At 74.6% G+C, this 26,852-nt stretch carries 18 protein-coding genes, 1 tRNA gene and 1 pseudogene; 10 read left to right on the top strand and 10 right to left on the bottom strand.

Translation table 11 applies throughout. From position 1 onward, the window contains the following. Positions 1–261 precede the first annotated feature (261 nt). Complete coding sequence (locus tag PED38_RS01800) at positions 262–1,143, bottom strand: siderophore-interacting protein (RefSeq protein WP_270979337.1); 882 nt, start codon at positions 1,141–1,143, stop codon at positions 262–264. Positions 1,144–1,237: 94 nt separating this feature from the next. Between PED38_RS01800 and lipB the strand changes: the two genes are divergently transcribed. The 4 genes from lipB (at position 1,238) to PED38_RS01780 (ending at position 5,365) form a co-directional block, all read left to right on the top strand. Continuing rightward, positions 1,238–1,939 carry a lipoyl(octanoyl) transferase LipB gene (lipB, locus tag PED38_RS01795; RefSeq protein ID WP_270979336.1) on the top strand — a complete coding sequence of 234 codons (702 nt, stop codon included), beginning with the start codon at positions 1,238–1,240 and terminating at the stop codon, positions 1,937–1,939. After that, positions 1,936–2,928 (top strand): lipoyl synthase, encoded by a 993-nt coding sequence (gene lipA, locus PED38_RS01790; RefSeq protein WP_270979335.1) that lies wholly within the window; start codon positions 1,936–1,938, stop codon positions 2,926–2,928. The genes lipB and lipA overlap by 4 nt, the downstream gene beginning before the upstream one ends. A gap of 128 nt (positions 2,929–3,056) precedes the next feature. Beyond that, positions 3,057–3,650: a PadR family transcriptional regulator gene (locus PED38_RS01785; RefSeq protein WP_270979334.1), complete on the top strand. Its 594-nt coding sequence runs from the start codon at positions 3,057–3,059 to the stop codon at positions 3,648–3,650. Then, complete coding sequence (locus PED38_RS01780; RefSeq protein WP_270979333.1) at positions 3,647–5,365, top strand: ABC1 kinase family protein; 1,719 nt, start codon at positions 3,647–3,649, stop codon at positions 5,363–5,365. The genes PED38_RS01785 and PED38_RS01780 overlap by 4 nt, the downstream gene beginning before the upstream one ends. 34 nt (positions 5,366–5,399) lie before the next feature. Here PED38_RS01780 and PED38_RS01775 read toward each other — a convergent pair whose 3' ends face one another. The 4 genes from PED38_RS01775 to PED38_RS01760 all read right to left on the bottom strand — a co-directional run bounded on the left by PED38_RS01775 (position 5,400) and on the right by PED38_RS01760 (position 10,566). Then, positions 5,400–5,975 (bottom strand): AAA family ATPase, encoded by a 576-nt coding sequence (locus PED38_RS01775; protein WP_063072932.1) that lies wholly within the window; start codon positions 5,973–5,975, stop codon positions 5,400–5,402. Positions 5,976–6,163: 188 nt separating this feature from the next. Further along, positions 6,164–6,237 (bottom strand) — tRNA-Met (locus PED38_RS01770). 145 nt (positions 6,238–6,382) lie between these two features. After that, positions 6,383–9,337, bottom strand: a complete 2,955-nt coding sequence (locus PED38_RS01765; protein WP_175345540.1) for a UPF0182 family membrane protein — start codon at positions 9,335–9,337, stop codon at positions 6,383–6,385. A 137-nt stretch (positions 9,338–9,474) separates the two neighbouring features. Then, positions 9,475–10,566 carry a YlbL family protein gene (locus tag PED38_RS01760; protein WP_063072931.1) on the bottom strand — a complete coding sequence of 364 codons (1,092 nt, stop codon included), beginning with the start codon at positions 10,564–10,566 and terminating at the stop codon, positions 9,475–9,477. Positions 10,567–10,778: 212 nt separating this feature from the next. On the opposite strand from PED38_RS01760, the gene PED38_RS01755 reads away from it, so the two are divergent. Both PED38_RS01755 and PED38_RS01750 read left to right on the top strand, forming a co-directional pair. Beyond that, positions 10,779–12,191, top strand: coding sequence for a zinc-dependent metalloprotease (locus PED38_RS01755; RefSeq protein ID WP_270979332.1), 1,413 nt, complete (start codon positions 10,779–10,781; stop codon positions 12,189–12,191). Positions 12,192–12,332: 141 nt separating this feature from the next. Then, positions 12,333–13,130: pseudogene (locus PED38_RS01750) on the top strand (TOMM precursor leader peptide-binding protein); the annotation flags it as partial. Here PED38_RS01750 and PED38_RS01745 read toward each other — a convergent pair. Together PED38_RS01745 and nudC are read right to left on the bottom strand one after the other, a co-directional pair. Further along, positions 13,093–15,006, bottom strand: coding sequence for an ATP-dependent helicase (locus tag PED38_RS01745; protein WP_270979330.1), 1,914 nt, complete (start codon positions 15,004–15,006; stop codon positions 13,093–13,095). The pseudogene PED38_RS01750 and the gene PED38_RS01745 sit on opposite strands and share 38 nt — an antisense overlap. 10 nt (positions 15,007–15,016) lie before the next feature. Then, entirely contained in the window at positions 15,017–15,970 is a 954-nt protein-coding gene (gene nudC, locus PED38_RS01740; RefSeq protein ID WP_270979329.1) for an NAD(+) diphosphatase, read from the bottom strand. Positions 15,971–16,109: 139 nt separating this feature from the next. Here nudC and PED38_RS01735 point away from each other — a divergent pair, with 139 nt between their 5' ends. Then, a complete protein-coding gene (locus PED38_RS01735) occupies positions 16,110–17,186 on the top strand; it encodes a phosphotransferase (protein ID WP_063072927.1) in 1,077 nt (358 codons plus the stop codon). Here the strand turns inward: PED38_RS01735 and PED38_RS01730 are convergent. Both PED38_RS01730 and PED38_RS01725 read right to left on the bottom strand, forming a co-directional pair. Then, positions 17,099–20,368, bottom strand: coding sequence for an ATP-dependent DNA helicase (locus PED38_RS01730; RefSeq protein ID WP_270979327.1), 3,270 nt, complete (start codon positions 20,366–20,368; stop codon positions 17,099–17,101). The genes PED38_RS01735 and PED38_RS01730 overlap by 88 nt on opposite strands. Continuing rightward, positions 20,365–23,637 carry an ATP-dependent helicase gene (locus PED38_RS01725; protein ID WP_270979326.1) on the bottom strand — a complete coding sequence of 1,091 codons (3,273 nt, stop codon included), beginning with the start codon at positions 23,635–23,637 and terminating at the stop codon, positions 20,365–20,367. Before PED38_RS01725 ends, PED38_RS01730 begins: the two co-directional genes overlap by 4 nt. A 170-nt stretch (positions 23,638–23,807) precedes the next feature. Between PED38_RS01725 and PED38_RS01720 the strand changes: the two genes are divergently transcribed. Both PED38_RS01720 and PED38_RS01715 read left to right on the top strand, forming a co-directional pair. After that, entirely contained in the window at positions 23,808–24,032 is a 225-nt protein-coding gene (locus PED38_RS01720) for a DUF3107 domain-containing protein (RefSeq protein ID WP_063072924.1), read from the top strand. Between the two features lie 13 nt (positions 24,033–24,045). Next, a complete protein-coding gene (locus PED38_RS01715) occupies positions 24,046–24,333 on the top strand; it encodes a hypothetical protein (protein ID WP_063072923.1) in 288 nt (95 codons plus the stop codon). An 84-nt stretch (positions 24,334–24,417) separates the two neighbouring features. On the opposite strand, the gene PED38_RS01710 is transcribed toward PED38_RS01715, so the two are convergent. After that, on the bottom strand, positions 24,418–25,137 hold the full coding sequence (locus PED38_RS01710) for a ferritin-like fold-containing protein (protein ID WP_254654609.1): 720 nt from the start codon (positions 25,135–25,137) through the stop codon (positions 24,418–24,420). Between the two features lie 149 nt (positions 25,138–25,286). On the opposite strand from PED38_RS01710, the gene PED38_RS01705 reads away from it, so the two are divergent. Then, complete coding sequence (locus PED38_RS01705; protein WP_270979324.1) at positions 25,287–26,804, top strand: DEAD/DEAH box helicase; 1,518 nt, start codon at positions 25,287–25,289, stop codon at positions 26,802–26,804. Positions 26,805–26,852: the final 48 nt, after the last annotated feature.

Here is a 26,852-nt window from a genome sequence, read left to right as displayed (position 1 = left end):
CCCTCATGACACGCTTCCCCGTCGACAGGTGGTCGTGGAGATGCCTCGGCCCACCACCCGCGGAGTGGCGCGCCTTCCCGGAACGGCACGCTCCCGCCGCCGCTCCGACCCGTGCGTCCGAGGTCTCCCGCATCGTCCCGATCCTCACCCCGTGGAGTCGGCCCTCGCCTCCGGGACCATGCCTATGGGATCACGACCGGAGCATGTCCCGCGGGATCAGACCACATCCGAGCCGGTCGGACGCGCCGACCCGGGATGCCGTCAGTCCGCGAAGATCGCCCCCACCGGCTCCCTCTTCTCGGCCTGGAAGCGGTCCTCCGCGCGGCCCAGCGCCCAGTACGCGGAGAGCGAGAGGGCGCGGCGGTCGAGGCCCCAGCCGTCCTGGAGGAGCGCGCGCAGCTCCTTCATCGCGCCGCGCTCCCCGTGCGCGAAGACCTCGACCTCGCCGTCGGGCCGGTCGAGGGCGCGCGCCGCGGCGACGAGGGGCGCGCCGGGCAGCGCGTCGGGCTGTCGCGAGCGGTGGATCCAGCGCACCTCCACGCCCGCGGGACGCTCGAGCGGGAGCTCGTCCGCGACGCCGTCGACCTCGATCAGCGCGACACCGTGCGCATGGGCGGGCATGGCGGCGAGCGCCGCGGCGATCGCGGGCACGGCGGAGTCGTCGCCGAGGAGCACGCGCGTCACGTCCGCGTCCGCGCTCGGTCGGAACATGCCTCCGGGGCCGCTCGCCGCGATCAGGTCGCCGGGCTGCGCGGACGCCGCCCACGGTCCCGCGAGCCCCTCGTCGCCGTGCACGACGAAGTCGATCGCGCAGGTGCCCGCCGCCGCATCCGCGTGCCGCAGCGTGTAGGTCCGCACCGCCGGGAGCGCCTCGGGCGGCAGGCTCGCGCGGAGGGCGGGCAGGTCGAACGGCGGCGTGACGCCGGATCCGGGCTGCGGCAGCATCAGCTTCATGTAGGCGTCGGTCGCGGCCAGCCGCTCGGGCACGGCCTCCGCCAGCAGCGTGCGCGTCCCCTCCCCGCCGAGGTGCACGCGCACGAGGTGCGGTGCGAGCCGCTCCGTGCGCATCACCTCCAGCACGTGCGGCGACCGCGGAGCGCGGGCGGGACGGTCGGGGACGGCGGGTGCGGCGGTGTCGGTCATCGGTGTCGATCCTCCGCCCCGCGGGCCTCCCCCGCAACGCGACCGGTCCGCGCGGTCCCTCGCCTCGCGGGAGCCGCGCACCTATGCTGACCCCGTGGTCGACATCGTCGTCACGGGGCTAAGCGCCAACTCCGTGCCGTACATCGAGGCCCTCGAGCGTCAGCGTGCCCTGCATGCCGACGTCGTCGCGGGCCGGGCGCAGGACACCGTCATCCTCCTCGAGCACCCCTCGGTCTACACCGCGGGGAGGCGCACGGAGCCGACGGACAGGCCGCGCGACGGCACGCCCGTCGTCGACGTCGACCGCGGCGGCCGCATCACCTGGCACGGCCCGGGCCAGCTGGTCGGCTACCCGATCGTGCGCCTGCCGGAGCCCCTCGACGTCGTGGCCCACGTGCGCCGCCTCGAGGACGCGCTGCTCGGCCTCCTCGCCGAACTCGGTGTCGACGCCCGCCGGGTCGACGGCCGCTCCGGCGTCTGGGTCCGCGGCGCCGCACCCGACGGCACGCCGCGCGACGAGAAGGTCGCCGCCATCGGCGTCCGCGTCGCCGAGCGCGTCACCTTGCACGGCTTCGCCCTCAACTGCAGCAACTCCCTCGACGCCTACGACCGGATCGTCCCCTGCGGCATCCGCGACGCCGGCGTCACCACGATCAGCCGCATCCTCGGCCGCACGGTCACGCCGGCCGCCGTCGTCCCCCTCCTCCGCCCGCACCTGATGCGCGCCCTCGCCCCGAACGGATCCGCCATGACCCCCACCGCTCCCCTCTCCCCCGTCGCCGGGGCCCGCGCATGACCGCCGCCGCCCCCGACGGTCGCCGCATGCTCCGCCTCGAGGTGCGGAACGCGGAGACGCCCATCGAGCGGAAGCCCGAGTGGATCAAGACGACGGCCCGCATGGGCCCCGAGTACCAGGCGCTCCAGCAGCTCGTGAAGACGGAGGACCTGCACACCGTCTGCCAGGAGGCGGCCTGCCCGAACATCTACGAGTGCTGGGAGGACAGGGAGGCCACGTTCCTCATCGGCGGCTCCCAGTGCACGCGCCGCTGCGACTTCTGCCAGATCGACACCGGCAAGCCCGCCGACTACGACACCGACGAGCCGCGCCGCGTCGCCGACTCCGTGAAGCGCATGGGCCTCCGCTACGCGACCGTCACGGGCGTCGCCCGCGACGACCTGCCCGACGAGGGCGCGTGGCTGCACGCCGAGACCGTGCGCCGGATCCACGCCGACAACCCCGGCACGGGCGTCGAGATCCTCGCGACCGACTTCTCCGGCGACCCCGACCTGCTCGCCGAGGTGTTCTCCTCCCGGCCGGAGGTCTTCGCGCACAACGTCGAGACGGTGCCGCGCATCTTCAAGCGCATCCGCCCGGCGTTCCGGTACGAACGCTCGCTCGACGTGATCACGCAGGGGCGCGACGCCGGGCTGATCACCAAGTCGAACCTCATCCTCGGCATGGGCGAGACCCGCGAGGAGGTGTCGGAGGCGCTGGCCGACCTGCACGACGTGGGCTGCGACATCATCACCGTCACGCAGTACCTGCGGCCGAGCTCCCGGCACCTGCCGGTCGCGCGCTGGGTGCGGCCGGAGGAGTTCGTGGAGATCAAGGCGGAGGCCGAGGCGATCGGGTTCCTCGGCGTGCTCGCCGGCCCGCTCGTCCGCTCCTCGTACCGCGCCGGTCGGCTGTGGGCGCAGTCGATGAGCGCGAAGGGCCGGGCGCTGCCGGCCGGTCTCGAGCACCTCGCGGATCCGTCGCGCGGCTTCGCCCAGGCCGTCGGCTGACCGCGTCCATCCCTCCCGGGGCCGCGGACCTGTCGGCTCCCTGACGAACCCGCCCCTCCCGGGTCCGCGGCCAGGTGCGCGCCCTATCGTCGGAACCACCGCGCACGTCCCACAGCTAGGAGCTCGTCATGGCCGCATCGTCCCCGACCGCAGGATCCGCATTCGGAGACGCCGCCGACGGCGTGTGGCAGGCCATGGAGTCGCTCCGCGCCCGCTTCGAGAAGCGCGATGCCGGCACGGCCGGCCACGACTCCGGCCACCGGCTCGGCCGCGGCCCGCACGACGTCCGCCACGCGCTCCTCGCCCTCCTCGCGGAGGAGCCCATGCACGGGTACGCCCTCATCCACGCGATCTCCGAGCGCACCGCGGGCGCCTGGACGCCCGACGCCGGTGCCGTGTACCCCACGCTCCAGCTCCTCGCCGACGAGGGCCTCATCGCCGCCGACACGACCGACGGACGCAAGGTCTGGGCGCTCACCGAGGCCGGCCGCTCGACGGTCGCGCGCGACGGCATCACCGCGCCGTGGGCCGGCTCCCCCGACGCGCACGACCACGACGCGCAGGACCGCCGCGACCGCTCCGCCCTCCCCAAGGCCGGTCTCTCGCTCGCGCAGGCCGCTGCGCAGGTGCAGCGCTCGGGCACGCCGGAGCAGGTCGCCGAGGCCGCCTCCGAGCTCGACGCGGTGCGCCGCCGCCTCTACGCGATCCTCGCCCGGGAGTGACCGCGGCCACGGCCGGCGCCGCACCCGGGACGGTTCCCGAGGGCGACGCCCCGGAGACGCGCGCCCGCTACCGCCGCATCCTCCGCTTCGCCGCCTGGAACCTCGCGGTGACGTGGTGGTACGAGCTGTTCCTCCCCCGCGTCGGCCTCCGGCGCATCGCCGAGCGCACGCGCACCCGCCGCATGAAGAGGTTCGCCCGGCGCTTCCGCGTCCTCGCGGTCGAGCTCGGCGGCCTCATGATCAAGGTGGGGCAGTTCATGTCGTCGCGCCTCGACGTGCTGCCGCCCGAGATCACCGCCGAGCTCGAGGACCTGCAGGACGAGGTGCCCGCGGTGCCCTTCCCCGAGATCCGGGCGCTCGCGGAGCGGGAGCTCGGCATGCCGCTCTCCGAGGCGTTCGCGTGGGTCGACGAGACGCCCGTCGCGGCCGCCTCGCTCGGCCAGGCGCACCGCGCGATCCTCGGCCCCATCGACTCCGCCGACACCGGCCTCACGGGCGCGGTCATCAAGGTGCAGCGGCCGGGCATCGACGACATCGTCCGCATCGACCTTGCGGCGCTCCGCCGCATCGGCGGCTGGCTCACGCACGTCCGCCTCGTCTCCGACCGGGTCGACGCGCCCGCCCTCGTCGAGGAGTTCGCCGAGACGAGCCTCGAGGAGATCGACTACCTGCACGAGGCCCGCAGCTCCGCGCGGTTCCAGGACATGTTCCGCGCCGACGCCCGCGTCGCCGTGCCGGAGATCGTGTGGGAGCGCAGCACCCGGCGCGTGCTGACCCTCGAGGACGTCACGGCCATCAAGATCACCGACCACGCCGGGCTCCTGGCCGCCGGCATCGACCCCGTCGAGGTCGCCCCGGTGTTCGCGGCCGTCATGTTCGACCAGCTCTTCGCCGACGGCTTCTTCCACGCGGATCCGCACCCGGGCAACGTCTTCGTCACGCCCGTCGCGGACGGCTCGGTCGAGCAGGGCTGGACCCTCACCTTCATCGACTTCGGGATGATGGGCGAGGTCCCGCCGAGCACGCGCCGGGGCCTCCGCAAGATGCTCATCGCCGCCGCCTCGCGCGACGGGAAGGGCCTCGTCGATGCGGCCCGCGACATCGGCGTGCTGCTCCCCTCGGCCGACACCACGCAGCTCGAGCTCGCCATGACCCGCCTCTTCGCGCGCTTCGGCGGGCTCGGCTTCGCGGAGCTGCGCGAGGTCGATCCGCGCGAGTTCCGCGCGTTCGCGGACGAGTTCCAGGAGGTCGTGCGCACGCTGCCGTTCCAGCTCCCGGACGACTTCCTCCTCATCATCCGCGCCATGTCGCTCACGTCGGGCGTCTGCAGCGCGCTGGATCCCCGGTTCAACCTCTGGGACTCCGTGGAGCCGTACGCGCAGCGCCTCATCCGCGAGGAGCGCGGCAACGTGGTGCGCGACCTCGGCACGCGCGTGACCGACACGGCCGGCACGATCGCGCGCCTCCCCGGCCGTCTCGACGCGCTGCTCACCCGCATCGACGAGGGCGCGCTCCCCATCAGCGACCCCACGCTCGAGCGCCGCGTGGGTGCCCTGGAGCGCACCCTCCGCCGGGCGATCTCCGCGCTCGTGTTCGGCGGCCTCCTCGCGGGCGGCGTGCTCGTGCGCCCCGACGACGAGATGCTCGGCACCGTCCTGCTCGTGGTGTCCGTCATCCCGCTCGCCCAGGCGCTGCTCCCCGGCCGCCGCCGCTGACCGCGCCCCCGGCGGGACAGGTGGGCGTCCGCCCTCAGCGGGCCATGAGGTCCAGGAGCTCCACGAGCTCCACCAGCGCACGACCACCGTCGCGGCCGTCGACGGGACACGCAGCGAGGGGTCCGCGGACGACATGGCGCAGACGCTCGGCGAGGACCTCCAGGTGCTCGGCACCGCCTGCCCGGTCCAGCGCCTCGCCCACCACCCGGGCAAGCGACGGTCCCCGCCCCTCGCCGGCGACCCGCCGCCGACGTGCCAGCCTCCGTCGGCACTCGTCCTCGGGCACGTCGAGCAGCACGTGGATCGCCCGACCGCCTGCGCGCCTGGCCTCGTCCGCGAAGGCCGTCAGCTCGTCGGCGTCGTCGAAGAGCTGCGGGACCACGACCGTGCCCCCGCCCGCCACCACGGTGCGGACGATCGACCGCGCGACGGGGCGCACGGTCCGCCCCGCCCCGGCGAAGTCGTCCGCCCAACCGCCGACGGAGGTCCGGAGATCGTCGACGTCGAGGAGGAACCACCCGGCCCGCGCGTCCACCAGCTGCCGCGCGAGCGTGGACTTGCCGCTGCCCGGCAGGCCGTTGAGGAACACCGCGGTGCCCGGTCCCTGCACGTTCGACCCCCGCTCGTCACGGCCTCGGAGCCGGCCGCCGCGGCGCGCACGATGGAGGCGTCGTCACGAGACCATAGCGGGGGATCCGCCGAGCGGCGATCCACGCGGACGGCGTCCGCCCCATGGCACCGGAAGGAGTCCGGGCAAAGCAGAAGGCCCGGTCTCGAGGAGACCGGGCCTTCGTTCTGTTGCGGGGGCAGGATTTGAACCTACGACCTCTGGGTTATGAGCCCAGCGAGCTACCGAACTGCTCCACCCCGCGCTACGAGGAATACATTACCAGACCTCTCGGGTGCTCATGACCACTCGACGCCGCGCACGGGCCCCGATCGCCGCGCCGGACGAGGACGGCCCCGGCAGCACCCGCATCGCGGGGCCGCCGGGGCCGTCCTGGTGGAGCGTCCGGGCTACTTCCGGGCGGCACCCAGCTCGATCGCCCGGTTCAGCGCCTCGGTCAGGCGCTTGTCGGCCTGCGCCGCCCCCACGAGGTCGTTGGCCTTGTAGGCCGCCTCCCTCTCCTGGAGCGCCTGGCCGGCCGCGGCCAGGGCCGCCTGCACGTCCTGCGCGGGAGCCGCGGGCGAGGCGCTCGGCGCGGGCGTCGGGGTCGCCCCCGTGCCGCCGTCGGTGGCCCCGCCTCCGGAGCCGTCCACGGCAGCGGGGTCGGCGGGCGTCGTGCCCTCCACCGCCTCGTCTCCCGCCGTGGCACCCGAGTCGCCCTCGAAGATGCTGTCGAGGGCCGCGTCCAGCGTGTCCTCGAACGCGATCTTGTCGCCGAAAGCCACGAGGACCTTGCGGAGCAGCGGGTAGCTCGTGTCACCCGTGGAGCGCACGTAGACCGGCTGCACGTACAGCAGGCCGCCGCCGACCGGGAGGGTCAGCAGGTTGCCGCGCACGACCGAGGTCCGTCCGCCGCGCTCCAGCAGGTTGAGCTGGTTCGCCACGTTCGTGTTCGAGTTGAAGTTGTTCTGGATCTGCGTCGGCGCCGGGATGGTGTCGTCGTTCGGCAGCGTCAGCAGGCGCAGCTTCCCGTAGTCCGGCGCCTTCTCCCCCGCGGTGCTGCCCGCGTCGGAGTCCACCCCGAGGTAGCCGGTGAGCACGCTCCGCGCGGTGTCCTGCGTGGCCGGCGGGATGAACGTCGAGTACAGCGAGAACCGCGGCGAGTCCTGGCCCGGCATCTGCATGGTCAGGTAGTACGGCGGCTGGAGCTTCGCCGACGTGCCCGGGTCCGTGGTGGCGGTGGGGTCGTTCGGGGTCGTCCAGAGATCCTGGTTCGAGTAGATCGAGCCGGGATCGGTGACGTGGTACTTGCCGAGCACGCCGCGCTGCACCTTGAACATGTCCGCCGGGAAGCGCAGGTGGCTCATGAGCTCGCCGGAGATGTCCGAGATCGGCTTGAGGGTCGAGGGGAACACCTTCTGCCAGGTCTTGAGGATCGGGTCGTCGGTGTCCCACGCGTAGAGCGTGACCTTGCCGTCGTACGCGTCGACCGTCGCCTTCACCGAGTTGCGGATGTAGTTGATCTGGTCGGTCGGCACGAGCGGCTGCGTCTGCTGCGAGTCGGCGATGAGCCGGCTCATGTCGTTCTTCTGCGAGTACGGGTACTGGTCGCTCGTCGTGTAGCCGTCGACGATCCACACCACGCGCCCGTCGACCACGCTGGGGTACGGGTCCTTGTCCACCGTGAGGTACGGCGCCACCTTGCCGACGCGCTGCGCCGGGTCGCGGTCGTAGAGGATCTGCGACTGGTCGTTGATCTGGTTGGCCAGGAAGATCTGCTCCGACTGGAACTTCAGCGCGTAGATGAGGCGCTTGAAGACGTTGTCGACCTTCGGACCGCCGTCGCCCTGGAACGTCGTGTAGGTCTCGTCGGCGCCGTCGACGCCCGACGGGTAGTCGAGCTCGACGTTGTCGCCGGACGCGGGACCGCCGACGATCGAGTAGGCGGGCGAGTCCTCGCCGAAGTACACGCGCGGCTCGAACTTCCCCAGGTCGCCCGAGGCGGGGATGCCGGACTCGAGGAAGACCGGCTGGCCGTCGGAGGTGCGCTGCGTGCCGTAGGCGGCGACGAGCGAGTAGCCGTGGGTGTACACGAGGTGCTGGTTGACCCACGAGGTGCCGGTGTTGTTCGGGCTCAGCTCGCGCACCGCGACGACCGTGTCCTGGACCCGGCCGTCGATCTGGTACCGGTCGACGTCGAGGTTGTTCCCGAACTGGTAGTACTGCCGGAACTGCTGCAGCTGGCTGAACGCGTCACCCACCACCGCGGGGTCGAGGATGCGGATGTTGGCCGTGGTCGCGGCGTCCTCGCGGAGCGCGCCGGGCGTGGTGTCCGTCGTGGCGTCGTAGGGGATCTCCTCGATGTCCGCGAGGCCGTACGCCTGGCGGGTGGCCTCGATGTTGCGCTGGTAGTACTGCGACTCGAGCGCGCGCTCGTTCGGCTCCACCTGGAAGCGCTGCACCACGGCCGGGTAGGCCGTGCCGATGAGGATGCTGGCCACGATGAGGCCCGCGGTGCCGATGATCGGCAGGCGCCAGCGGCCGATGGCCGCGGTGACGAGGAACAGCACCGCGACGACGGCGGCGATGCCGGCGAGGATCGTGCGGCCCGGGATCACCGCGTTCACGTCCGAGAACGCGGCGCCGGTGAACAGGCCGCCGTTGGCCGTGTTGACGACGGCGGAGTACTGGTCGAGCCAGATGCTGACGCCCTGCAGCAGGAAGTAGACGCCCGCGGTGACCGCGATCTGGATGCGCGAGCTCTTCGAGATGCGCACCTCCCGGCCGGTGAAGCGCACCGCGCCGTAGAGGTAGCTCGTGGCGAGCACGCCGAGCATCGAGATGATGACGACGGCCGAGGCGAACCCGACGACCGCCTGGTAGAAGGGCAGCTCGAACAGGTAGAACGACACATCGAGCCCGAACTGCGGATCCGTGGTGCCCGAGGGCGTGCGGTTCAGCCACAGCAGCGTGCGCTGCCAGCCGCTCGACGCCGAGACGCCCGCGAACAGGCCGAACACCGCGGGGATGGCGAACATGGCCAGACGGCGCAGCGGCTCGATGACCTGCTGGTAGCGGTCGAGCTGCGAGTTGAGCTTCGCGTAGACGGGCCGCGAGCGGTACGCGACCTGGATGCTCACGAACACCGGGATCGCCATGGCGAGGAACCCGACGAGGAACAGCGCGATGCCCGCGCCCCACTGCGTGAGCAGCACCCCGAGGTAGCCCAGCTGGTCGTACCAGAGGACGTCGGCGTAGAAGCCGGCGAAGACGAAGAACGCGATCACGAGGGCGGCGATGATGGCCGCGGTGATGGCGAGAGGGGCTCGGCTCCGTCGGGCGGGCCGGGCGGATGTGCTTGTCACGTGTGTGCCTCAGAGTCGGGGACAGCGGAGTCCTCATCCTAGGCGGGCCTCTTGCCAGCGGCCTGCGAGCGACGGCGCCCTCTCATCTGGTAAGGGGGCCCTCGCGTGCGGGCCGTCCTCGGACCGTCGGGGTCGGGTCAGCAGGTGGGCAGGGCGTCCAGGTCGCCGCCGGAGGAGATGGCGTGGAGGACCGCCAGCGAGTCGTCGAGCTTCCCCACCGAGAAGACGCGGAGGCCGTCCGGCACGTGCCCGCGGACGTCGTCGCAGTTGGCGGCCGGCGCGAGGAAGTACTGCGCGCCCGCGCGCTCGGCGCCGAAGAGCTTCTGCCGGATCCCGCCGATGGGGCCGACGTCGCCGGACGCGTCGATGGTGCCCGTGCCCGCGATGGCCTTGCCGCCGGTGAGGGAGCCCTCCTCGAGCTTGTCCATGATTCCGAGCGCGAACATCATGCCGGCGCTCGGCCCGCCCACGTCGTCGAGCTGGATGTCGACCGCGAAGGGGAACTCGTAGGCGGTGGAGGTGACGACGCCGATGACCGGGCGCCCGTCCCGCTCGGCGGGCGTGACCTCGACCGTGCTCTCCTGCCCGTCGCGCGTGATCCCGAAGGACAGGGGCGTCGTCGCGCCGGCGGCCGCCACGCGCGCCTGCAGGTCGGCGAGGTCGACCACGGCGGCGCCGTCGACCGTGCGGATCGCGTCGCCGACCCGCAGCGGACCGTCGGCCGCCGAGCCCGCGAGGACGCTCTGCACGTCGAGGGTGCGCGGCACGTCGATGCCGAGCTCCAGGAGGGCGGCGGCGACGGCGTCCTGCTGGGAGTTCGTCATCTGCACCTGGTTCTGGGCGTCGCGCTGCTCGGCGGTCTGGTTCGCGGGGAACACGGCCTCCAGCGGGACGACGCTGCGGCTCGGGTCGAGCCACGCGGAGACGACGGAGAACCAGTCGGGGCGCTGCTCGGGGTTGCCGACGACGCTCACCGTGAGCATGTCGAGGCGGCCGTCGGTGGGGTACGTGGGGCGGTCCGGGATGGAGATGAGCGGCCGCTCGGCGCCCTGGTGGTCGCTCGTGCCGAGGGTGTCGAACACCGGTCCCGGCTGCTCGATCACGTACGGGGACGGCATGAGGCCGAGGGAGAGCGCGAGCACGGCCCCGACGCCGGCGAGCACGCGGCCGACGCGGCGACGGCGCGGTGTCCGGGGTGCGCGGGGGGCGTGCTGGGCGAACAGGCTCATCCGGTAGGTCCTCGCGGTCGGGGCGCGACGGGCCGGGATGCGGCCGCCGGGCGGGTGACGGGGCGGCCCGAGGGGCCGCTGTTCGCGGCTGGCGGAAGCCGCGACGGCCCAGCCTAGGCGAATGCGGATGGGTTTCCCGTGGGCGCGGGCTAGCGTGGATCCACCGACCGCGGGACCGCGGATCGGGCGCCTGATCCACCGGGAGGACCCCCATGGCCGACGAGCCCACCCCCGATCCCGAGGACGAGTTCCGCCGCATGCTCGCGCGCTTCCTAGGCGGCGACGGCCAGATCGACCCGGAGCGGCTCGCGGGCGCCGCGGGGCTCCCGCAGGACCCCGAGATGGTGCGCCAGCTCATCGCCCAGCTGCAGGGCGCCCTCAGCGCGAGCGGCGACGGCGTCGACTGGAAGGTGGCCCGCGAGGGCGCCCGCCAGCTCGCCGCGGCCGAGCAGACCCAGGTCACCGCCGCCGCGTCCGCGCCGCTCGACCAGGCGTTCCAGGTGGCCGCGCTGTGGCTCGACGAGGTCACCACCGTGAGCCAGCTCACGGTCGCGCCGCGCCTCGTCACGCGCGCGCAGTGGACCGAGCTCACGATGCCCGTGTGGACGCAGCTCGCCGAGCCCGTCGCGCTCAGCATCGCCGACTCCCTCACCGAGGTGCTCCAGCAGAACGCCCCCGAGGAGATGCGCGGCATGGTCGCCGGCGCCGGCCGCATGATGCGGAACCTCGGCGGCACGCTCTTCGCCATGCAGCTCGGCCAGGTGGTCGGGCAGCTCTCCACCGAGGTGGTCTCCGGCGGCGACGTGGGGATCCCGCTCCTCGACGACCAGCAGGCCGCCCTCCTCCCCCAGAACGTCGCCGCGTTCGGATCCGGCATCGACGTCCCCGACGACCAGGTCGAGATCTACCTCGCGGTGCGCGAGCTGGCGCACGCCCGCCTGTTCCGCCACGCGCGCTGGCTGCGGCTGCAGCTCATCACCTCCATCACGGAGTTCGCGAAGGGCGTGCACATCGACACCGAGCGGCTGGAGTCGCTCGCCGAGGGCTTCGACCCGTCGAACCCCGAGGAGCTCCGCCAGGCCATGGTCGACGGATCCCTCATCCCGCCGAAGAGCGAGGCCCAGCTCGCCGCGCTCGGCCGCCTCGAGACGATGCTCGCGCTCATCGAGGGGTGGGTGGACGTGGTCACCGCCGCCGCCACCGTGCGCCTCCCGCGCGCGGACGCCATCGCCGAGACCGTGCGGCGCCGCCGCGCGACGGGCGGGCCGGCCGAGTCCGCCTTCGCCACGCTCGTGGGCCTGGAGCTCCGACCGCGCCGCCTGCGCGAGGCGGCCGCGATGTGGCAGGCCGTCACCGACGCGGTCGGCGCGGAGGAGCGCGACCGGCTGTGGTCGCACCCCGACGTGCTGCCGACGAGCGAGGACGTCGACGCGCCCCACGCGCTCGTCGCGCGGCTCACGCAGGGCGAGCCCGAGCCGGACGAGGTCGACCAGGCGCTCGAGGACCTGCTGAGCGGATCCGACGCCGGCCGCCCCGTGGAGGACGGCCAGGGTCACGCCACCGAGCCGGACGCGCCGACGGACGAACGCCGGGACGACGACGGCACGGATCCGCGCCCCGTCTGATCCGTGCCGCACCACCGCCGAGGCCGGCGCCGCACCCGCGGCGCCGGCCTCGGCCGTCCGGGCGGCCGCCCGGAGCCGGCACCGGTCGTGCCTGTGGACGCGGCCGGCGCGCCGTCGGCGCGTCGGGCACTCTCCGCGCCCATGGCCATCCGACTCGATCCCCGCCTCCCCCTCGTCTGGCGCACGCCGGACTCCCTCCAGCTCGGCGTCGACCGCCCGCCCGTGGTGCTCTCGGCCGTCTCCCGCCTCGATGAGCGCCTGCTCCACGCGCTCCGCACCGGCGTGAGCCGCGGCGGGCTCGACATGATCGCGGCGACCGAGGGCGCCGGCCCCGCGCAGGTCACGCAGCTGCTCGACCTGGTGCGGCCCGCGCTGCTCCCGCCGGGCGAGGACGCCCGTCCCACGGCGCCGACGGGCCGGGTCGCGATCGTGGGAGCGGGTCCCACGGCCGACCGGATTGCCGACGCCCTCGCCCGAGCGGGCCACGACGTCCGGGCCGCGGCCGGGCCGGCGGCCGGGCCGGCGGCCGTGGAGGACCCGCCCGACCTCGCCGTGATCGTCGCCCACTTCGCGATCGCGCCGGCCGCCTACGGGCGGTGGGCGCGCGCCGACGTGCCGCACCTGCCGGTCGTGCTCGGCGACCGGACAGCGGCCGTCGGCCCGCTGGTGCAACCGGGACGCACGGTCTGCTGCTACTGCCTCGACCTGCACCGCCGCGACGCGGATCCGGCGTGGCCCGCCCTCGCGACGCAGCTGCTCGGGCGCGACAGCGGATCCGAGGAGGGGCTCGTCGCGGGCGAGGTCGCGGCCCTCGCGGCGCGGCCGGCGCACCGCCTGCTCGCGACGGGCGAGAACCCGCTCGCCGGGCACCAGGCGCTCCTCGACGTGCGGACCGGGCGGGTCAGCCGCCGCGCTTCGCGCCCCCACCCGCGATGCGGGTGTCGAGCTCTGCCAGGAACCGCGACGGCTCCCGCTGCCCCGATCGCTGCGGTCCGCTCCGGCTCCACGACAGCCGCAGACCGGATCGCGCGCGCGTGATCCCCACGTAGAGCAGGCGCCGCTCCTCGTCGACCGCCTCGAGCGTCTGCGCGTAGCTGATGGGCACGAGCCCCTCGCTGAGCCCCATCAGGTAGACGTGCTCCCACTCGAGGCCCTTGGCGGAGTGCAGCGTCGCCAGCGTCACGGCGGAGACGGTCGGCTCGTGCTGGCCGGCCTGGCGTTCGAGCAGCTCGTCGGTGAACGCGCGGAAGGTGCTGCCCGGGGGCATCCGCTCGGCGAGGCCCATGATCGCGTCGAGCGACTCCCAGCGGTCGCGCACGGCGCCCTGCTGCTCGGGCGGCTGCTGGCTCCAGCCGAGGCCGCGCAGCACGTCGCTCACGGACTTGAACAGGGGCTCGCCGGAGATGGACACGGACGCGCCGCGCAGCGCGAGGAGCGCCTGCTTGATCTCCGGGCGGTCGAAGAAGCGCTGGGATCCGCGCACCTGGTAGCTGACGCCCGCGTCGCCGAGCGCCTGCTCGAGCACCGCCGACTGGCCGTTCATGCGGTAGAGCACGGCGATGTGCTCGGGCGGGATCCCCGAGGCGATCTGCTGCGCGATGGCGCCCGCGATCGCGCGTGCCTCCGCGCCGTCGGACGGGAACGCGCTCACCTGGGGCGCGCGGAAGCCCTCGCCGCGGCCGGGCACGGAGGCCGCTCCGCGCCCCTTCGCCCGCGCCGCGCCCGTGCCGTCGCCGTCGGGATCCGCGTCCGCCGAGACGAGCGTGAGCGCGCCCGGCCGGCCGCGCATCAGCCGGTTCGCGGCCTCGGTGATGCCCGAGGTCGACCGGTAGTTCCGCTCGAGCCGCACGACGGTGGCCTCGGGGAAGCGCGACGCGAAGTCGAGGAGGTAGGCGCTCTTCGCGCCCGCGAAGGAGTAGATGGTCTGGCTCGCGTCGCCGACCACGCAGAGGTCGCGGCGGTCGCCCATCCAGAGGTCGAGGATCGTCTGCTGGAGCGGCGAGACGTCCTGGTACTCGTCGACCACGAAGAAGCGGTACTGCTCGCGCACCTGCTGCGCGACCCACGGCTCCGCCTCGATCATGCCCGCGGTGGCGAGCAGCACGTCCTCGAAGTCGAGCTGGCGGCGCTGGTCCTTGATGTCCTCGTACGCCTGCAGGAGCGCCACGGCCTGGTCGGCGTCGAGCTGCGGCGGCAGGGTGCGCGTGGTGCGCGCGGCGAGGCCGTACTCCTCGATGGAGATCATCGAGACCTTGCGCCACTCGACCTCGGCGGCCATGTCGCGGAGGGCGGCCGTGTCGAGGCGGAGCCGGAGGGACTCGGCGGCGTGGCCGAGCATCCGGCCCTTGCTCTCGATGAGGCGGGGCATGGTGCCGCCCACGACCTGCGGCCAGAAGAAGTTGAGCTGCTTGAGCGCCGCGGCGTGGAAGGTGCGGGCGGCGACGGGCCCCGCGCCGAGCTCGCGCAGGCGGCCGCGCAGCTCGGCGGCGGCGCGCGACGTGAAGGTGAGCGCCATCACCCGGTTGGGCGGGTAGACGCCGGCCTGGATCCCGTACGCGATGCGGTGCGTGATGGCGCGCGTCTTGCCCGTGCCGGCGCCCGCGAGCACGACGACCGGCCCGAGGAGCGCCTCGGCGGCGAGCCGCTGCTGGTCGTCGAGCGCCTCGAGCAGGGACTCGGCGGTGGGGACGTCCTCCGCGGGCTCGTCGACGGCCTCGGGCACGGGGCCGAGGGCGACGGGCGCCGGGAGGACGCCGGAGGGGCCGGATCCGTACGGGTCGCGGCCGGGCGTCCCGGGGACGAGCTGGTCGGTCACGATCGGCCGGTCACCACTCCCGCTCGCCGTCGTCGAGGGGGCCGCCGTACCACTCCTCGATGATGGCGCGCGCGATGGACGACGGGCCGGGCAGCGCGATCTCGTCGAGCGCGCCCCGCAGCTCCTCGCGGCTGAACCAGCGCAGGTCGATGATCTCGGTGCCGTCCGGGGTCGCGGGCCCGCTCGTCGCGGAGACCCGCGCGAGGAAGCCGACCATCACCGACGCGGGGAACGGCCACGGCTGGCTGCCGAGGTAGCGCGGGTCCTCCACCGTGACGCCGGACTCCTCGAGCACCTCGCGCTTCACGGCCGCCTCGAACGACTCCCCCGGCTCGACGAAGCCCGCGAGCAGCGAGTATCGGTCGCCGCCCCACATGGCGTTGGCGCCGAGGAGCAGGCGGTCGTCCCGGTCGACGACCCCCATGATCACGGCGGCGTCGGTGCGCGGGAAGACCTGCGAGCCGTCGGAGGGCGCGCGGCGCACCCAACCGCCCTGCTCGACGACGGTCGGCTCCCCCGTCCTCGGCGAGAACGCGTGGGAGGCGTGCCAGTTCGCGGTGGCGAGGGCCTCGGTGAAGAGGGCGGCGTCGCGGTCGTCGAGCTGGACGGCGGTGGCGCGCAGCTCGATCCAGCGGTCCTCGGCGGGCTGGAGCTCCGCGGCGGCCGCGTCGGTGAGGACGGCCGCGACGACGGGCGTGCCCGCCGGCTCGCCCTCGTGCGCGACGGTCGTGCGGCCGAGGTAGATGCGCACGGTGGCCGCGGTGACGCGGTCGACCGGCAGGAGCTCCAGCGCCGCGCGGTCGTCGGCCACGGAGCCGAGCGCGCGGTGGCCGTGCATCGGGAGGACGCGCGTGGCCGGATCCGCCCACAGCTCGTCGAAGAGGGCGGGCGAGTCGCGGTTCAGGCCGTCGCGGTCGACGCCCTCGCGGGACAGGGGCAGACGGGAGAGGAAGCTGTCGAGCACGGGTGACCAATCGACTTCGAGGGCGGACGGGCCGAGGGGCGGGACGGCGGCGCCGAGGCCCCGCCGACGGTGCGCGGGTGGGGCCGGAAGCGCGTGGCGCGGTGAGACGGAGGGCTCCCAGCGACCTAACCTGTAGGGCATGGCCAGATCCCACCTCACTCTAGCCGCGTTGGCGACCTCGGCCGTCGCGGGGCTCGACGTGGTCCGCAGCACCCCCTTCACGGCCGGCGGCGCGGGCGACTTCGACTCCGCGCTCCTCACCACGAGGGACGGCCGCGAGCTCCTCGTGCGCGTCCCCACGACGCAGGCGTCCGAGTCCGAGCAGTCCGCCGACCTCGTCGCGCTGCGGGCGCTCAGCACCGGGATCCGCTCCCGCCTGCCGTTCCGCGTGCCCGAGTTCCTGGGCCAGGCGCCCGTCAAGCCGACCCGCGGCTTCGTCTACGAGCACGTCCCCGGCCGGATCATCTCGCTCGACGAGATCCCCGCGGGCGAGGGCCTCGCCCGCTCCATCGGCGCCGCCGTCTCCGCCGTGCACAGCCTGCCGACCGGGTTCGTCGCGGATGCGGGCCTGCCCGTGCTCTCGGCCGCCGAGATCCACAGCCAGACCGCGGCGCTCATCGACCGGGCCGCCGCGACCGCGCTCGTGCCGAGCCTGCTGCTCTCCCGGTGGGAGGAAGCGCTCGACGACGCGTCGCTCTGGCAGTTCCAGCCGGCGGTCGTGAACGGCGCCGTGCAGGCCTCGTCGTTCCTCGTCGACGGCGACGACGTGACCGGCATGATCGGCTGGTCCGAGCTCCGCGTGGCCGACCCCGCGCACGACCTGCACTGGGTGCTGGGCGCCCGCGCCGAGCACGTCGCCGAGAGCGTCTTCCGCGCCTACAACCAGGCGCACCACGTGACGGTCGACCGCCAGCTCAAGCAGCGCGCGCTCCTGTACGCCGAGCTCGAGATCGCCCGCTGGCTGCTGCACGGCGCCGACACGCGCAACCAGGGCATCATCGACGACGCCGTGAACATGCTCAGCGCGCTCGTCGACACCGTGCGCGCCGACGAGGGCCAGCGCATCGCCCACGAGACGCTGCCCGTGATGGACGTCGACCAGGTCGAGGAGATGCTCGACTCCCGGCCTCAGCCCACCGTCTCCCCGGACGCCGCGCGCGACGCGTCCGGCGTGCGCGCGCCCGACCAGAGCGCCACGAGGTCCTCCTCGGAGTAGATGCGCTCCGGCTTCAGCGAGCGGCCCTCGGCGACGAAGTAGAACTCCGCGTCGATGAGCTCCGGATCGATGCCCCGCCACTTCGCGAACGCGAGGCGGTAGAGCGCGAGCTGGAGCTGCTTGAGCTCGAGGTCGGCCGCGTCCTTCGGGGTGCGGCCCGTCTTCCAGTCGACGACGCGGTAGCGGCCGTCGATGAGGAACACCGCGTCGATCTTGCAGATGACGACCTGCCCGGCGAGCTCCATGTGGATCTCGACCTCGACCTCCTCGGGCTTCCGGCTGGCCCACTCGCTCGCCTCGAAGGTGGCGCGCAGCCGGTCGAGGTCCTCCTGCTCCACGGGCGGCTCGGTCGGATCCTGGTCGAGCTCGACGCCGGACGCGTCGATGACGTCGGCCGTGCCCGCGGGCCCGTAGCGCGCCTCGACCCAGCCGTGGAACAGCGTGCCGAGCCGCGTCTGGCGGTAGGGCCGCTCCGGCATGGGGCGGCGCAGGCGCGCGGCGACGCCCGCCGGGTCGCTCACGAAGTCCTTGAAGCGCGACGCCGGGATGCGCGTGGGCAGGTCGACGAGCTCGGCGTCGCGCGCGCGGGCGTCGCGCTCGGCGAGGAGCAGGTCGATGTCGCGGGTCCAGACGCTCTCGGCGTGCGGATCCGAGACGGTCACGCCCTCGGCGGCCGCGCGCACCCGGGCCTCTCGCGGGCCGAGCGGCGGGAGCGGCCAGGCGACGCGGGCGGATCCGGGCTCGAGCGGGTTCTCCTCCAGCTCGGGCGCGTCGGGCAGCGCGTCGGGCGCGATGAGGCCCACCTCCTGGATCTCGCGGAGGAACGCCCCCGGCCCCCGCGGCTTCTGCTGCGTGGACCAGAACGAGCCCGAGAGCAGCAGGTCGGACCGGGTGCGCGTGACGGCGACGTAGGCGAGGCGCCGCTGCTCGGCGGCGTTCCGCTCCTCGAGCTCCTCGCCGAATGCCTCCATGGCCTCCGCGAACTCCTTCTGCGTCTCCACGCCGCGCCAGGCGAGCGACGGCAGCTCGGCGGAGTCGCCGCGGAACTCGAACGGCAGGGCGCCGAACGCGACCCAGCCCTTCTTCTCCCGCAGCGTGCCGGGCAGCTCGCCGTCGACCATGCGCGGCACGGCCACCATGTCCCACTCGAGGCCCTTCGAGCCGTGGATGGTGAGGATCTGCACGGTGCCGGGCTCCGGCTCCTCCGTGCGCGGCGCGAGGTTGTCGCGCCGCTCGGCCTCGGCGAGCCAGGCGAGGAACGGGCCGAGCGTGCCCGCCGTGTCGCCCTGGAGGTAGCCGGCCACCTGCTCGGTGAAGGCCTCGAGGCTGGCGCGGCCGAGCGGATCCGTCTCGTTGGCCGCGACCTCGATGTCGAGCAGCAGCTCCTGCTGCACGACCGTGACGAGGTCGACCAGGTCGAGCCCGACGCGCGAGCGGAGCACCTGGAGCTGGCGCCCGGCGGCGCGGAGCCGCGCGAGGCCCTCGGCGCTGAAGCCCTCGAGCGCGCGGTGGCCCTCGGGCGCGCCGACGACGAAGTCGAGCGCGTCGACGACGGAACCCACCTCGTCCGGCACGACGGAGGCGCGCAAGCCCGCCCGCACCTCGGCGGCGAGCTCCTTCTGCGCGGGGTCGCGCGCCATGAGCCAGGACGCGACGCGGGACAGCGCGTGCACGTCCTTCGTGCCGATGCGCCAGCGGGCGCCCGTGAGGAGGCGCACCAGCTCGCTGCCCGCGGTGGGGTCGTGCAGCACGCGGAGGACGCACACGAGATCCACCACGGCGGGCTGGTCGAGCAGGCCGCCGAGCCCGAGCACGCGGAACGGCACGCCGCAGTCGGCGAGCGCCGTCGTGAACGGCTCGATGGTCTTGAGCGAGCGGCAGAGGAGGGCGGCGGAACGAGGGCGGTCGCCGGATCCGGGCTGCCGCAGCCGGTCGGCGAACCACGCGGCGACGCGCGCGGCCTCGTCGGCGACGGTCTCCTCGTAGGCCACGTCGAGCCGGCCGTCGCCCGCGTCCGGGCGCGGCTCGAGGCGCGCCACGGGGATGCGCGACGCCGCGGTGAGCGGCTCGACGATGCGGTTCGCCGCGCCGAGCACCGACGCCGGGTTCCGCCAGCTCGTGGAGAGGGCGTACACGGGCACGTCGGCCGCGGCGGCGCTCGCGGGCGCGAAGTCGGCCCCGAAGCGCGCGAGGTTGGCCGCGCTCGCGCCGCGCCAGCCGTAGATGGACTGGTGCGGATCCCCCACGGCCATGACGGGCGTGCCGCCGAAGAGCGTGGCGAGGAGCCGGGTCTGCACGACGGAGGTGTCCTGGTACTCGTCGAGGAGCACGACGCGGAAGCGCCTCCGGTGCTCGGCGACGACCTGCGGCACCCGCTCGCAGATGGCGAGCGCGAACGCGACCTGCTCGCTGTACTCCACGAGGCCGCGCCGGGTCTTCTCCTCCTGGAACCGCACGGCGAGGTCGACGAGCGGCGGCAGCGCGCCGACGGCGGCGACGGCCTCGGCCGCGGGCGCCTTCCTGATGCGCGCGGATCCGAAGGGCAGCTCCTCGAGCCGGGTGAACGCCCCGGCGAGTCGCACGACCTCGGCCGGGTCGGCGACGTTCTCGCTCATCGCGCGGCTGAGGGAGATGACGGCCTGCGTGATGGGATCCACGCCCCGGCCGAGCTCGAGCAGCCGGGGGTCGGTGCTCTCCACGACGAGCCGGCGCGCGAGCTGCCACGCGGACGCCTCCGTGAGCACGACGGACTCCGCCTCGCGGCCGATGAGCGTCGCGCTGTCGCGGAAGATGCCGTTCGCGAAGGCGTTGTAGGTCTGCACGGTGGGCGTCGCGAACGCGTCAGCGGGGACGGCGGCGAGGCCGGCCTGCTGCAGCTGCTCGATGCGGGCGCGGATCCGCACGCCGAGCTCGCCCGCGGCCTTGCGCGTGAAGGTGAGGCCGAGGATCTCCTCGACGCCCACATGCCCGTTGGCGAGGAGCCAGACGACGCGGCTCGCCATCGTCTCGGTCTTGCCGCTGCCCGCGCCCGCGACCACGAGGCCGGGCTCCAGCGGCGACTCGATGACGCGCCGCTGCTGCTCCGTGGGGCTCGGCAGGCCGAGCGTCTCCGCGATGCGGCGGGCGCTGATCGGCACGTTGTCCGCCGCCGCCGCGCCGCCGGTCGAGCCGACGCCGCTCACGCCGACACCGCCCGCACGAGGTGGATGCGGTAGCGCCGGGCCGACCCCGGATCCCGCTCCCCCAGGTCCGGCGTGCCCTCGAAGGTCGCCCCCGCCATGCCGGTCGCCGCGTCGGCGATGCGCGCCCGGAACCCGTCGAGCTCCTCGCGGGTGAGCGGCTCCTGCGGCAGCTCGCGGTACGGCAGGCCGCGCGCGCCGCCCGAGACGTAGAGCAGCTTCGCGCCGCCGGCCGTCGCGTCCGCGGGGACCTGCTCGAGCGCGCCCTCGACGAACGCGAGCTGGTACGAGCCGAGCTGCGCGTGCGCGGGGATCTCCGCACGCGTGGGGAAGTGCCTCCCCGTCTTGAGGTCGACGATGACCACGCGGCCCTCCTGCGTCAGCTCGATCCGGTCGATCATGCCGCGCAGCCGCGCGACGCCCACCTCGAGCTCGAAGGAGCCCTCGGCGGCGAGCATCCGCCCGCCGGCGCCCGCGAAGTCGCGGAGGTATCCGCTGACGCCGGCGATGAGCTCGCCGGCCTGACGCCGCTCGCGCTCGCCCACCCAGGGCGATTCGAAGGGCAGCTCGCCCCAGCGCTCGTCGAGCCGGGCCTCGAGCGCGGGCGGGCGGAGGTCGGCGTCCGGATCGAGGCTCGCCTCCTCCATGACGGCGTGCACGATGGTGCCGATGCCCATGGCGGTGCTCGTGGAACCGCCGGACGCCTGGTCGATGAACCAGTTCAGCGGCGAGCGCTCGAACGCCTCGAGCCGCGAAGGCGAGACGGGCACGCGGGCCTCCGGGTCGGTCAGGTCGACGACGGGCTCGGTGGTGGAGGGCTCCCGCAGGCCGTACCACTCGGCCGGATCCGCGCCCGTGACGCCCTCCGCGGCGAGACGGGCCAGGGCCGAGGCGGCGGCGCGGCCGCGCTCGCGCGTGGCGTCGGCGGGCCGTCGGGCGGTGCGGTCGCCGGAGACGACGCGGCCGTCCTCCAACAGCACGGCGTCGCGGTGCACGACCGCGAGCTCCCGCCGCAGCGCGCCGACCAGCCCGCGGAGCGAGAGCGGGTGGTCGGGCCGGATCCGCAGCGCGGCCGGCGCGTCCTTCGCCACCCGACCCGCCTCGGCACCCGCCTCCGCCTCGGCGAGACCGGGCGCGGGCGGCACGAGGCGGAGGAACGGCGACGGCGCCTCCTCGTCGTTCGCGGTGGCGCTGAGCACCACGACGCGGGACGCGCGGGAGACGGCGAGCGCGAGCATCCGCAGCTCGTCGGAGAGGACCTCGGCGCGCTCGTCGACGTCGACGCGGTCGAGCCCGCGCGCGACGGCGGAGAGGCGCTGCGGGTGCAGCAGCGATCCGCGGAGCCGCAGGTTCGGCCAGACCCCCTCCTGGAGCGCGGCGACGGCGACGACCTCGTAGCCGGCGCCGACGACCGCGGACGGCGTGGCGACGAGCACCGTGTCGGCGAGCGGCTGCGGCGAGAGCGTGTCCTCGGGCACCTCGGCGCCGAGCAGCTCCTCGACGAAGTCGGACGCGGGTCGGCCGGGGTTCCGCTCGACGAAGCGCCGCGCGGCCGTGAAGAGCGCGACGACGCCGTCGAGGTCGCGGTTCGCCTGGTCCGCGACGATGCCCGTCTGCAGCGCCTGCTCGAACCACGGCCCCGCGAGCCGCGAGCCCTCCCACAGGTGCCAGAGCAGCTCCTCGATGGTGCCGTCCGCGGCGGCGAGCTCGCGCGCGCCCTGCAGCGTGCGGGCCAGGCGGGCCAGCCGTCGGGCGGGCGGGAGGTCGAGCGTCTCGAGCCGACCGGGCGCGGCGAGCGCCTCCACCAGCAGCTCGTCGCTCGACCGGTGCCCGTCGCCCGCGAGCTCCTCCTGGCGCATCGCGAGGCGGAGGCGGCGGAGGGCCACGCCGTCGAGGCCGCCGAGGGGACCCGTGGCGAGCTCCGCCGCGATGTCGGGCGCGAGCGGCACGCGCCCGAGCACCACGTCGACCGCGCGGATGAGGGCGAGCGCCGCGAGGTCGTCGCGGAGCGCGCGCCCCGCGACGGCCGTGCGCGTGGGCACCTCCGCGGTGGCGAGGCTGCGGGCGACCTGGGGCACGAGGGATCCGGAGCGCACCAGCACGACCATGCGCGCCCACGGCACGCCGCCGAGCAGGTGCTCCTCGCGGAGGCGTCGGGCGAGGCGGGCCAGCTCGATGGCGCGCGTGGGCGCCTCGATGACCTGGATCGGGTCGGCGTCGTCGACGAGGCCCGGCGCGGATCCCGCCTGCCGCTGCCGCCCTGCCCCTGCCGCGCCGATGCGCGCCGTGACGGCCGAGGTGAGCGCCCGGAGCGCGGGCGGCTGCCGGTGCACCCGGTCGAGCACGAGGGTGACGAGCTCCGGGAGCCCGAGCACGGTGGACAGCCGGCCGAGCGCCGCGGCCTCGGCGCCGCGGAAGGTGGCGGCCGCGACGTCCGGGTCGCCGAACGCCACCACGTCGGCTCCGCGCGCCGCGAGCGCCTGGAGGAGGGAGAGCGTGGCGGCCGTCGCCTCGTGCAGGTCGTCGGCGACGACCAGTCGGATGCCTGTGAGGGCCTCCCCGCGCGCCACGAGGAGGACCGCCTCGGCGAGCAGCTCCGCGCTGTCGAGGTGGTCGCCGCGGAAGGAGTCGACGACGTCCTCGTACTCGCGGGCGAACTCGGCCGCCGCGATCCACTCGGGCACGCCGTGCGCGCGCCCGAGATCGGCGAGCGCGTCGGGGCGCACGCGCTCCTCGGTCGCGCGCATGAGCAGCTCGCGGAGCTCGGTGCGGAAGGCGCGCAGCCGACGCACCTCGACCCCGAGCGGATCCGGCCACGCGGGCCCGGTGCCCGTCTCCTCGTGCCCGGCGAGGAGGTCGGCGATGATCTGGTCCTGCTCGGCGCCCGTGAGCAGCCGCGGCGGCGCGGTCGCCGTCTCGGCGGCGCGCCGGGCGAGCACCTCGAAGGCCACCGAGGTGGCGGTGCGGGCGAGCGGCCCGAGCGTGGGCACGCCGACGCGCAGGGCGAGCTCGTCGCGGAGGCGCGTGGCGGCCGCGCGCGACGGCGCGAGCACGAGGACCTCGGACGGGTCGAGCCCGTGGACGAGGATGCGGTGGGCGACGAGCTCCCGGAGCGTGGTGGTGCGGCCCGACCCCGGGGCGCCCAGCACGGCGGCGCTCACGCCGACGGGCAGCCCCACGACCGCGCGCTGTGACGGGTCCAGCTCGACGGCGGGCGCCGCGCCGCCCGGGGCGGAGGCGATGGGCGGCTGGCGGAATCCCCGGATGGTCACGCGCCCACGCTACCGGCGGCCCCCGACGTCGGCGGATCCCGGGCCGACGGCCTCCCGACCGGCCGACCGGCGCACCCCGTCCGCCCTCAGTGAACGCCGCGGGGCCGCTCGGGCGGGTGCCCTAACCTGAGGGAGCACCGTCGCATCCGACGCATCGAAAGGCACCTCCCGTGGAAATCCGTATCGGCCTCGTCAACACCGCCCGCGAGCTCTCCTTCAGCACCAAGCAGACGCCCGAGGAGGTCCAGGAGACCGTCGCCGCGGCCGTCCGCGACTCCGCGCCCTTCCTCTCCTTCACCGACGACAAGGGCGCGACGCACCTCGCGGTCACCGCCCACCTCGCCTACGTCGAGCTCGGCAGCGCGGACGCCCCGCGCATCGGCTTCGTCCGCTAGCCCGCCCTCGACCGTGGAGCTCCTCTTCGTCGCGCTGTTCGGCGCCCTCATCGGCCTCGTCGCGCGCTACGCGCTCCCCCACCGCGGCACGCACGGCGCGCTGCTGGTGCCCGCCGTGGGCACGATCGCCGCGATGGTCGCGTGGGTCGCGCTCACCTGGGCGGGCCTGCGCTGGGACCAGGGCGTGATCTGGATCGCGACGCTCGGCGTCTCGGCCCTGGTCGCCGCGGGCGTCGACCTCTTCCTGGGGCGGCGCCGGTCCGCCGCGGACGCGCGCGCCCTGGCCGCCATCGGCGGCTGACCCGCGCCTCGCACGCCGCGACGCCCGGTCCCCGAGGGGCCGGGCGTCGTCGCATCGGGGGCGGTCGTCGAGGACCGCGGCGCGTCAGGCGGTGAGCCCGAGCGCGTCCATGCGCCGCGTGTGCGCCGTGATGATGCCCGCGAACACGGGCTCGAGGTGCACGCGCGCGTCGGCCGGATCCGCGAGGGACGCCCGCATCGCCGTGCCCGCCACGAGCAGCGTGTCCCCCACGAGCCGGCGGCCCCACATCGCGAGCCGCGACGCGAGCCGCGGGTCCCGACGGATCCCCGCACGCACGGCGTCGACCAGGCCCTGCTGCCCGATGCCCGAGGAGAGCAGCACGACGACGCGCTGCCGCTGGTCGGACGGGAGGGCGGAGGCGAGGCGCACGAAGAAGTCGTCGAGCAGCCCGGTGGTGATGTAGGCGGAGATGAGGCTCTCGAACCAGTCGGCGCCCGCGACGACGGCCGTGAACCGGTCGAAGGCCGCGCGGTGGGGCTCCATCACGACGCTGGGCTCGCCGCCCAGCCGCTTGATCTCCGCGGCGAGCGCCTGGTGCTTCCCGAGCGCGATGCCGGCGGCCGTGGAGACGGCCTCCTTGCCGGCGAGGTCGGGCGCCTCGGTCACGGCCCGCGACAGCGTCTCGAAGACGGTGAGCTGCAGGTACGCGGCGGCGCCGAGGAAGCGGAGGGTGTCGGGCGAGAAGTCGTCGACGCTCACGGTCGGCGCGGCGGCGCGGCGCTTCGACTCGCCGCGGGACCTGACCCGGGGCGCCTCGATCGTCGTCGACCGGCGTCCGAACATCTTGAGCACGTGGCCAGTGTAAAGGGAGCGGGAGGCGGCGTCCGGGCCCCCGCCCGCTAAACTCGCCCGTGGTCCCTCAACGGAAGGGCCCCATCGCGCCCGCAGAGAAGCAGACCGGGCGTGGACCGCACCGCTAGACAGGGCACAACGTGACTTTCACCGAACTGAACATCGACGAGGACATGGTCCAGGCGCTCGCCGACCACGGGATCCTCGAACCCTTCCCCATCCAGGAGCAGACCATCCCCCTGGCGCTGGCCGGCCAGGACATCATCGGCCAGGCCAAGACGGGCACCGGCAAGACCTTCGGCTTCGGCCTCCCGCTCATCCAGCGGCTCGGGCTCACCCCCGAGCCCGGCGTGCAGGCCCTCGTGGTCGTGCCCACCCGCGAGCTCGCCGTGCAGGTCACCGAGGACCTCCAGCTCGCCACCGCGAACCGCGCCACCACCGTCGTCTCCATCTACGGCGGCAAGGCGTACGAGGGCCAGATCGAGCAGCTCAAGGCCGGCGCGCAGATCGTCGTCGGCACGCCCGGCCGCCTGCTCGACCTCGTGGGCCAGCGCCTGCTGTCGCTCCAGGGCGTGCGCGAGATGGTGCTCGACGAGGCCGACAAGATGCTCGACCTCGGCTTCCTGTCCGACATCGAGAAGCTCTTCGCGCAGACCCCGGCCGTGCGCCACACGATGCTGTTCTCGGCCACCATGCCGGGCCCGATCGTCGCGCTCGCCCGCCGCTTCATGACGAAGCCGATCCACATCCGCGCGACCGACCCGGACGAGGGCCTCACGCAGGCGAACATCCGCCACCTCGTCTACCGCGCGCACAACATGGACAAGGACGAGGTCATCGGCCGCATCCTGCAGGCCGAGGGCCGCGGCAAGACCGTCATCTTCACGCGCACCAAGCGCGCCGCCGCCCGCCTCGTGGAGGAGCTCAACGACCGCGGCTTCAACGCCGCGGCCGTGCACGGCGACCTCAACCAGGAGCAGCGCGAGCGGGCCATGGCCGCGTTCAAGGCGGGCAAGAAGGACATCCTCATCGCCACCGACGTCGCGGCGCGCGGCATCGACGTGCTCGACGTCACGCACGTGATCAACCACACCATCCCCGAGGACGACAAGGCGTACCTGCACCGCGTCGGGCGCACGGGCCGCGCGGGCAAGACCGGCATCGCGGTCACGTTCGTCGACTGGGACGACCTGCACAAGTGGGCGCTCATCAACCGCGCCCTCGAGTTCGGCCAGCCGGAGCCGACCGAGACGTACTCCTCGTCGCCTCACCTGTTCACCGACCTCGACATCCCGGCGGGATCGAAGGGCCGCCTCCGCGCGACGCCCACGGTGAACCCCGACGGCACGCCGCGCGAGCGTCCCGGCAGCCGCGGCTCCGACGGCGGCCGCTCCGGCGGACGCGACGGGGGCCGTGACGGCGGACGGGGCGGCGACCGCTCCGGCGGACGCGAGGGCGACCGCTCGGGCGGGCGCTCGCGCTCGCGCAGCGGCTCCTCCGCGGCGTCGACCCCCGCCGAGGCCACCGCGGTCATCGGCAGCGAGCAGCCCGACACGGCCGGCGGCCACGACGCGCCGCGTCCCGACGGCGAGACGCGCCCGCGCTCGCGGAACCGCCGCCGTCGCTCGGGCGGCGACCGCCCGACCGCGACGGCCTAGCCGCAGCGCACCGCGAGAGGGGCCGCATCCACCGGATGCGGCCCCTCT

This window comes from Clavibacter sp. CT19 (genome assembly GCF_027858075.1).
In the GTDB taxonomy this organism is placed as follows: domain Bacteria; phylum Actinomycetota; class Actinomycetes; order Actinomycetales; family Microbacteriaceae; genus Clavibacter; species Clavibacter tessellarius_A.
The sequence above is the reverse complement of the archived record's forward strand: the minus strand, read 5'-3'. Positions and strand labels throughout refer to the sequence as shown.

Excerpts from the sequence above, each read along its gene's own strand:
- PED38_RS01800 (WP_270979337.1), bottom strand. The coding sequence starts at position 1,143 with ATGACCGACACCGCCGCACCCGCCGTCCCCGACCGTCCCGCCCGCGCT.
- lipA (WP_270979335.1), top strand. The coding sequence starts at position 1,936 with ATGACCGCCGCCGCCCCCGACGGTCGCCGCATGCTCCGCCTCGAGGTG.
- PED38_RS01785 (WP_270979334.1), top strand. The coding sequence starts at position 3,057 with ATGGCCGCATCGTCCCCGACCGCAGGATCCGCATTCGGAGACGCCGCC.
- PED38_RS01760 (WP_063072931.1), bottom strand. The coding sequence starts at position 10,566 with ATGAGCCTGTTCGCCCAGCACGCCCCCCGCGCACCCCGGACACCGCGC.
- PED38_RS01755 (WP_270979332.1), top strand. The coding sequence starts at position 10,779 with ATGGCCGACGAGCCCACCCCCGATCCCGAGGACGAGTTCCGCCGCATG.
- PED38_RS01735 (WP_063072927.1), top strand. The coding sequence starts at position 16,110 with ATGGCCAGATCCCACCTCACTCTAGCCGCGTTGGCGACCTCGGCCGTC.
- PED38_RS01710 (WP_254654609.1), bottom strand. The coding sequence starts at position 25,137 with ATGTTCGGACGCCGGTCGACGACGATCGAGGCGCCCCGGGTCAGGTCC.